The organism is Catonella sp. (assembly GCF_057250765.1).
Genome location: NZ_DBHIEC010000006.1, coordinates 128,889 through 136,522, shown reverse-complemented (window position 1 = coordinate 136,522; position 7,634 = coordinate 128,889). Strand labels below are relative to the sequence as shown.

Sequence of the window (7,634 nt, the reverse complement as noted above, 5' to 3'; positions counted from 1 at the left end):
AAGACGTAGTAGAGAATGAAGAGATAAGACATGGGCTGTATAAGGAGTATGGTATTAGCTAGAGTATTGCCTTCATTCAATGGGAGTTGAGAACTCATCCAAAGGCTAACAGGTGAGGAGCTGCCTATCCCTATAGAAAGTGAAGAAGGAGGAAAGAACATGGAGAAATTTTTTGAACCGATGTTTGAGAGGGCAGAAGCGAGAGGAAGAGCAGAGGGAGAAGCAAGAGGAGAAGCTAGAGGAAGAGCAGAAGGAAGAGCAGAAGGAAGGGCAGAAGGTAAAACAGAAGGTGAAAGCTGCCTTGCCAAACTTATCAGCCTTTTGATGTCCGAAGGTAAAAATGACAGAATCAAAGACGTAGTAGAGAATGAAGAGATAAGACATGGGCTGTATAAGGAGTATGGTATACAGTAGTCATGTTTTACGTGCTAAGGTATAAATTCAAAGAATAACGATAAAATAATTAAAAGCTGTTGACAATATCGAACAGATGTTTTATAATAACTATACGAACATTTGTTTGAATAGGATTAAATATAATATATGTGAGGTTAATATGGCAAAAGATACTAAGGAAAAGATTGTAAATATTGACAGTGATAAAAAGAAGGCACTAGAGGCTGCAATTGCACAAATTGAGAAGGACTTTGGTAAGGGATCTATTATGAAGCTCGGTTCGGGAATGGACAAGATGAATGTAGAAGTAGTTCCTACCGGTTGCTTAAGCCTTGATCTTGCTCTTGGGCTTGGTGGTATCCCTAAAGGTAGAATTATTGAGGTATACGGACCTGAGTCAAGTGGTAAAACCACAGTTGCTCTCCATATGGTTGCAGAAGTGCAAAAGGCAGGAGGTATAGCCGGATTTATAGATGCTGAACATGCCCTTGATCCTGTATATGCTAAGGCTATCGGAGTTAATATAGATGAGCTCTACATTTCTCAGCCGGATAGCGGTGAGCAGGCTCTTGAAATCACTGAAACCATGGTTAGGAGTGGTGCTGTTGATATAGTTATAGTAGATTCAGTAGCTGCTCTTGTCCCAAAGGCAGAAATCGACGGTGACATGGGAGATTCACACGTTGGCTTACAGGCTCGTCTTATGAGCCAGGCACTTAGAAAGCTGACATCTGTTATTAGTAAGACTAATTGTATAGTGGTATTTATCAACCAGCTTCGTGAGAAGATTGGAGTTATGTTTGGCAGCCCTGAAACTACAACAGGCGGTAGAGCCCTTAAGTTCTATGCATCCATAAGGATGGATGTTAGAAAGGCAGATGTTATAAAGCAAGGTGGAGAAGTCATTGGTAACAGAACCAAAATTAAGGTAGTTAAAAATAAAATAGCACCTCCTTTTAAGGAAGCTCAGTTTGATATAATGTTTGGTCAAGGAATTAGCAGGACAGGAGACGTACTTGATATTGCAGTGGATAATAATATAGTAGTAAAATCAGGTGCATGGTTCTCATATAATGGTGAGAAGATTGGGCAGGGTAGGGAGAATGTTAAGATATATCTCGATAGTAACCCTTCGGTATTTGAAGAAATAGAGAAAAAAGTTAGAGAGTTACATGCAAATAAAGCTATTGAGTCAAAAAGTGGAGAGCCAGATATAGAAGAAGCGGAAGAACAGGAAGTATATGATGAAGAGTAGTTCTTCGGAAAGCAATTGATATGTTCATTGAAAATGTTGAAAAGGTAAACAAGTACAAATTCCGTGTAACAGCTGATACGTTGGTATTTTACGTTTATCAGAGCGATATAAGAAGGTATTGCATAAAAGAAGAAAACGAATTTCCTGATGAAAGGTATGAAGCACTTATAAAGGAAACCATTATACCAAGGGCCAGAAAGAAGGCGTTAGACATTCTTAGCCGTGCAGACTGTTCTGAAGCAGATTTAAAAAGAAAACTGTCTCTTAAAGATTTTCCTCCTGATGTTATTGATGATGCACTAAATTATGTTAAAAAGTTTAATTATGTCAATGATGAAAGGTATGCTGAGAACTATATTAATTACAGAGGTAAGTCTAAAAGTAAACGCCAGTTGAAAATGGAGCTTGCAGCAAAAGGTATAGAAGGAACTATAATAGAAAATTTGATGGTTGATGACAGGAGTGATGAAGAAGCTTTATTCAACTTACTTAGGAAGAAAATTAAAAATCCTAAGGAGGTAGATGAAGAAAAAAAGAGAAAAATATATGCTTACCTTTACAGGAAGGGGTTTAATACGGAATTGATTGCTTCAGTACTATGTGATTACCTCTCTCGTACTTGACTTTTTTTATCAAACAGTATAAAATTTAACTGTTGTATGTATCAGTTGAATTATGGAATGATAATTTAGCATAGATTTATTGTACAATGAAAATTAAATAAGGAGGTGCTCCGGTGGAACCGATTGTTGTTACAGCTATTGCTGTATTCGTTACTGCTGCGGTTACTGCTCCTACTGTTTGGAAAATTGCGATTTCTAACCGTATTAAGAACTATGAATCTAAGGTTGGAACTGCAGAGGAAAGAGCCAGGGAAATTATTGAGAAAGCTAATTTAGAAGCTGAAACTAAGAAACGTGAAGCCTTGCTCGAAGCCAAAGAGGAATCTCTGAAAGCTAAAAATGAGTTTGAGAGGGAAAGTAGGGAGAGAAGAACAGAATTACAGAAGTACGAAAAAAGGGTATTAACAAAGGAAGAAGCTACAGACAGAAAAAGTGAAGCACTTGAGAAACGTGAAATTAAGCTAAATGAACGTGAGGCGGAACTTGAAAAAGGGAAAAAGGATGTGGAGGAGCTTCATTCAAAGCAGCTTGCTGAGCTTGAAAGAATATCAGGAATGACCTCCGATCAGGCAAAAGATTATATCCTTAAAACTGTCGAAGATGATGTTAAGCACGAAATGGCGGTTATGGTCAAAGAACTCGAAAACAGAGCAAAAGAAGACGCGGATAAAAAGGCGAAGGAGATTGTTGTTTCTGCTATCCAGCGCTGTGCTGCTGACCATATTGCTGAGGCTACTATATCTGTGGTACAGCTTCCTAATGATGAGATGAAAGGTAGGATTATAGGTAGAGAGGGTCGTAACATCAGAACTCTTGAAACTCTTACCGGAGTTGACCTTATAATCGATGATACTCCAGAGGCGGTTGTTCTCTCAGGGTTTGATCCGGTTAGGAGAGAGGTTGCAAGGATTGCGCTTGAAAAGCTCATCGTAGACGGAAGAATTCATCCTGCAAGAATTGAGGAAATGGTCGAAAAGGCACAAAAAGAGGTTGAGGTACAGATAAGAGAAGAAGGTGAAGCTGCTGCTCTTGAGTGTGGCATTCATGGAATTCACCCAGAGCTTATTAAACTTCTTGGTAGAATGAAGTTTAGAACCAGTTATGGTCAGAATGTACTTAGACACTCAGTTGAAGTTGCTCAGCTGTCTGGCATCCTAGCTGCAGAGTGTGGTTGTGATGTTAAACTTGCTAAGAGAGCCGGACTTTTGCATGATATTGGTAAGTCTGTAGATAGAGAGCAGGAAGGTTCACACGTACAGATTGGTGTTGAGCTTTGCAAAAAGTATAAGGAATCACCTACTGTCATCAATGCAGTTGAGTCTCATCATGGAGATGTAGAGCCTTCTACACTTATCTCTTGTCTTGTTCAGGCTGCAGATGCTATCTCTGCCGCAAGACCTGGTGCAAGAAGAGAAACCTTAGAGACCTATACTAACAGACTCAAGGAGCTAGAAGACATAGCTAATGAGTTTGAAGGTGTTGACAAATCTTTTGCTATTCAGGCCGGCAGGGAAGTCAGAGTCGTTGTTTTTCCTGATCAGGTTGCTGATTCTGAGATGGTGCTTTTGGCACGTAATTTATCTAAGAAGATAGAAGCTTCTCTAGAGTATCCGGGCCAGATAAAAGTGAGCATTATTCGTGAGTCCAGAGCTGTTGATTATGCAAAATAAAATTTAGTCCCTGTTTTTTCAGGGACTTTTTTTGTTGATTGAAGTATCAAATACTTTTGACATCCACATCATATTATTAAAACAGTATAAGAAGGGAAATAAAATGAAGTATATATCTTGGAATGTTAATGGGCTAAGAGCCTGCCTTACAAAGGGTTTCATGGATTTTTTTAATGAAATAGATGCAGACGCCTTCGGACTTCAGGAGATTAAGCTTTCAGAAGGTCAGCTAGAGCTTGATTTGCCTGGTTACTATCAGTACTGGAACTATGCTGAGAAAAAGGGTTACTCAGGCACTGCGTTGTTTACTAAGGTGAAACCAATAAATGTAACATACGATATGGGAATAGACGAACACGACCACGAGGGAAGGGTAATTACAGCAGAATATGAAGACCATTTTTTTGTTGTATGTTACACACCTAATGCAAAACAGGAGCTTGAAAGACTTGACTACAGAATGGTATGGGAGGATGACTTTAGAGCTTACCTTAACGGACTAAAGAAAACTAAACCTGTTATACTTTGCGGAGACTTGAATGTAGCACATAAGGAGATAGACCTTAAGAATCCAAAAACAAATCGTAGAAATGCAGGTTTTACAGATGAAGAAAGAGGAAAGATGTCGGAGCTATTAGATGCCGGTTACATCGATACCTTCAGATATTTTTATCCTGAACTTGAAAATGTATATTCCTGGTGGTCCTACAGATTTAAGGCAAGAGAAAAGAATACAGGCTGGCGCATTGACTACTTTATCACCTCTGATGATTTTAAAGACAGACTTAGAGATGCCAAGATTCACTCTGAGGTATTGGGAAGTGACCACTGCCCTGTAGAGCTGGACTTTGAGTAATGTATTCAATATACAAATTATTGTTTTAATGCTGGAAAGTGTAAGAGTTTCGTGGTATATTAAAAAAAAAGAGATTGACAGAACAAAGAAAGAATGATAAAATTTTAACAAGCTAGTTAAAAAAATAACAAGGCTGTTTTATCCTAAAAAATACACACCGGTAAACCGGCAGATTGAAGGGAGAATTACGATGGAAAAAAAGACTCGTGACATCATTGACAGTGTTGAATCGCTTGAGAAGGCTCTTAAGAAGCTTCGTGCAGCACAAGAAGAGTTTTCTACCTATTCACAGGAGCAGGTAGATAAGATTTTCTTTGCAGCCGCAACTGCTGCCAATCAGCAGAGACTTCCTCTTGCTAAAATGGCGGTCGAAGAGACAGGCATGGGTATCGTGGAAGACAAGGTTATCAAGAATAACTATGCCGCAGAGTATATTTATAACAAATATAAGAACTCTAAGACCTGTGGTGTTATTGATGAAGATAAAGAGTTTGGATTTGCAAGAGTTGCAGAGCCTCTTGGTATACTTGCTGCAGTTATTCCTACCACTAATCCTACTTCAACTGCTATATTTAAGACACTTATAGCGCTTAAGACCAGAAATGGTATTATCATAAGCCCACATCCACGAGCTAAGAAATGTACTGCAGAAGCGGCAAGAGTTGTGCTTGAGGCTGCTGTAAAAGCTGGTGCGCCTGAAGGAATCATTGACTGGATAGATGTTCCTAGTCTTGAGATGACCAATCTGGTTATGAAAGAATGTGACTGTATCCTTGCTACAGGTGGTCCTGCAATGGTTAAGAGTGCTTATTCATCAGGAAAGCCTGCGCTCGGTGTTGGTGCCGGTAATACCCCTGCTATCATTGATGAGTCAGCCGATATCCTTATGGCAGTCAACTCAATCATCCATTCGAAGACCTTTGATAATGGTATGATTTGTGCTTCTGAGCAGTCAGTGATTGTAGATGCAAAGATATATGATGCAGTTAAGGCTGAATTTAAGAGAAGAGGCTGCTACTTCCTTAAGAAGGATGAGATTGAAAAAGTTCGTAAGACGATAATTATAAATGGCGCTCTGAATGCTAAGATAGTTGGTCAGAAAGCTGCTACAATAGCTGAACTTGCAGGAGTTAAGGTAGACCCTGCAACCAAGATTCTTATAGGAGAGGTTACAAGTGTTGAACTTAGCGAAGAGTTTGCACATGAGAAGCTTTCACCGGTACTTGCTATGTATAAGTCAAAAGATTTTGCAGATGCTCTAAGCAAAGCAGAAAGATTGATTGCAGATGGTGGTTACGGACATACTTCTTCTCTCTATGTTAACTCAGTTATCGAAAGAGAAAAGATAGCAGAGTTTGGTGAGCGCATGAAGACCTGCCGTATCTTAGTCAATACACCTGCTTCACAGGGAGGTATCGGAGATATATATAACTTCATGCTCACTCCATCTCTTACTCTTGGATGTGGTTCTTGGGGAGGCAACTCAGTTTCTGAAAATGTAGGAATCAAGCAGTTGTTAAATATCAAGAATGTAGCCGAGAGGAGAGAAAATATGCTTTGGTTTAGAGCACCTGAAAAGGTTTACTTCAAGAAGGGATGTCTCCCTGTAGCACTTGAAGAATTAAGGGATGTAATGAATAAAAAGAAGGTATTTATAGTAACAGATACTTTCCTTTTCCAGAATGGCTATACCAAGTCTGTTTCAGATAAGTTAGACCAGTTAGGCATAGTACATCAGACTTTCTCAGACGTAGCTCCTGATCCTACACTGAATTCAGCTAAAAAAGGTGCAGAACTTATGAGAAGCTTTGAGCCTGATTGTATCATTGCAATTGGTGGTGGTTCTGCTATGGATGCTGCTAAGATTATGTGGGTTCTATATGAACATCCTGAAGTAGACTTCTATGATATGGCTATGCGTTTTATGGATATTAGAAAGAGGGTATATACCTTCCCTAAGATGGGTGAAAAGGCTTACTTTATAGCTGTTCCTACTTCAGCAGGTACTGGCTCAGAGGTTACACCTTTTGCAGTTATTACTGATGAAGTTACCGGCAACAAGTATCCTCTTGCGGACTATGCACTACTTCCAAACATGGCTATAATAGATGCAGATATGATGATGAATGCTCCTAAGGGACTTACTTCATCTTCTGGTATAGATGCTGTTTCACATAACCTTGAGGCACTTGTTTCGGTTATGGCTACAGATTTTACAGACGGTATAGCAAAACAGTCATTACAGATGATTTTTGAATATCTTCCAAGGGCTTATGATAACGGACCAAATGATCCTGAGGCAAGAGAGAAGATGGGACATGCTGCTTGTATGGCAGGTATGGCTTTTGCAAATGCATTCCTTGGCATAATGCACTCAATGGCGCACAAGCTTGGTGCCTTCCACCATATACCACATGGTATTGCAAATGCACTTATGATGGAGCAGGTTATCCGCTTCAATGCATCTGAAGTACCTACCAAGATGGGAACCTTCCCACAGTATCAATACCCTAAGACACAGAGAAAGTATGCAGAGGTTGCAGAGGCTCTGGGATTTAAGGGTAAAAACGACGCTGACAGTGTAGAAAAGCTTATTGCGGGAATCAGAGAACTTCAGGACAAAATCGGCATTAAGAGAAGTATCAAGGATTATGGTATCAAAGAAGAAGATTTCCTTGCTACTCTTGATGATATGACAGAGAAAGCATTTGACGATCAGTGTACAGGCTGCAACCCAAGATATCCGCTTATTAGTGAAATGAGGCAGATGTATCTCAATGCTTACTATGGCAACAATAACGAAGCAGTTTAATGTAAATGGGGAGGTTTATATT

6 protein-coding genes are annotated in these 7,634 nt (G+C 39.5%); all 6 read left to right on the top strand.

The annotated features are described in order from the left end of the window. Positions 1-159 precede the first annotated feature (159 nt). The 6 genes from ACO6HM_RS04900 to adhE all read left to right on the top strand — a co-directional run bounded on the left by ACO6HM_RS04900 (position 160) and on the right by adhE (position 7,612). The gene (locus ACO6HM_RS04900) at positions 160-414 is read left to right on the top strand and encodes a hypothetical protein (protein WP_485390031.1); all 255 of its coding nucleotides are present in this window, start codon (positions 160-162) and stop codon (positions 412-414) included. Positions 415-556: 142 nt separating this feature from the next. Next, positions 557-1,651 (top strand): recombinase RecA, encoded by a 1,095-nt coding sequence (gene recA / locus ACO6HM_RS04895; RefSeq protein WP_485390030.1) that lies wholly within the window; start codon positions 557-559, stop codon positions 1,649-1,651. A gap of 20 nt (positions 1,652-1,671) precedes the next feature. Next, positions 1,672-2,274 carry a regulatory protein RecX gene (locus ACO6HM_RS04890; protein WP_485390029.1) on the top strand — a complete coding sequence of 201 codons (603 nt, stop codon included), beginning with the start codon at positions 1,672-1,674 and terminating at the stop codon, positions 2,272-2,274. A 122-nt stretch (positions 2,275-2,396) separates the two neighbouring features. After that, a complete protein-coding gene (gene rny / locus ACO6HM_RS04885) occupies positions 2,397-3,944 on the top strand; it encodes a ribonuclease Y (protein ID WP_485390034.1) in 1,548 nt (515 codons plus the stop codon). Positions 3,945-4,047: 103 nt separating this feature from the next. Beyond that, positions 4,048-4,800, top strand: coding sequence for an exodeoxyribonuclease III (locus tag ACO6HM_RS04880; RefSeq protein ID WP_485390028.1), 753 nt, complete (start codon positions 4,048-4,050; stop codon positions 4,798-4,800). Positions 4,801-4,990: 190 nt separating this feature from the next. Continuing rightward, positions 4,991-7,612 (top strand): bifunctional acetaldehyde-CoA/alcohol dehydrogenase, encoded by a 2,622-nt coding sequence (adhE, locus tag ACO6HM_RS04875; RefSeq protein WP_485390027.1) that lies wholly within the window; start codon positions 4,991-4,993, stop codon positions 7,610-7,612. The last annotated feature ends 22 nt before the right edge of the window (positions 7,613-7,634 follow it).

Excerpts from the sequence above, each read along its gene's own strand:
- ACO6HM_RS04900 (WP_485390031.1), top strand. The coding sequence starts at position 160 with ATGGAGAAATTTTTTGAACCGATGTTTGAGAGGGCAGAAGCGAGAGGA.
- recA (WP_485390030.1), top strand. The coding sequence starts at position 557 with ATGGCAAAAGATACTAAGGAAAAGATTGTAAATATTGACAGTGATAAA.
- ACO6HM_RS04890 (WP_485390029.1), top strand. The coding sequence starts at position 1,672 with ATGTTCATTGAAAATGTTGAAAAGGTAAACAAGTACAAATTCCGTGTA.
- ACO6HM_RS04880 (WP_485390028.1), top strand. The coding sequence starts at position 4,048 with ATGAAGTATATATCTTGGAATGTTAATGGGCTAAGAGCCTGCCTTACA.
- adhE (WP_485390027.1), top strand. The coding sequence starts at position 4,991 with ATGGAAAAAAAGACTCGTGACATCATTGACAGTGTTGAATCGCTTGAG.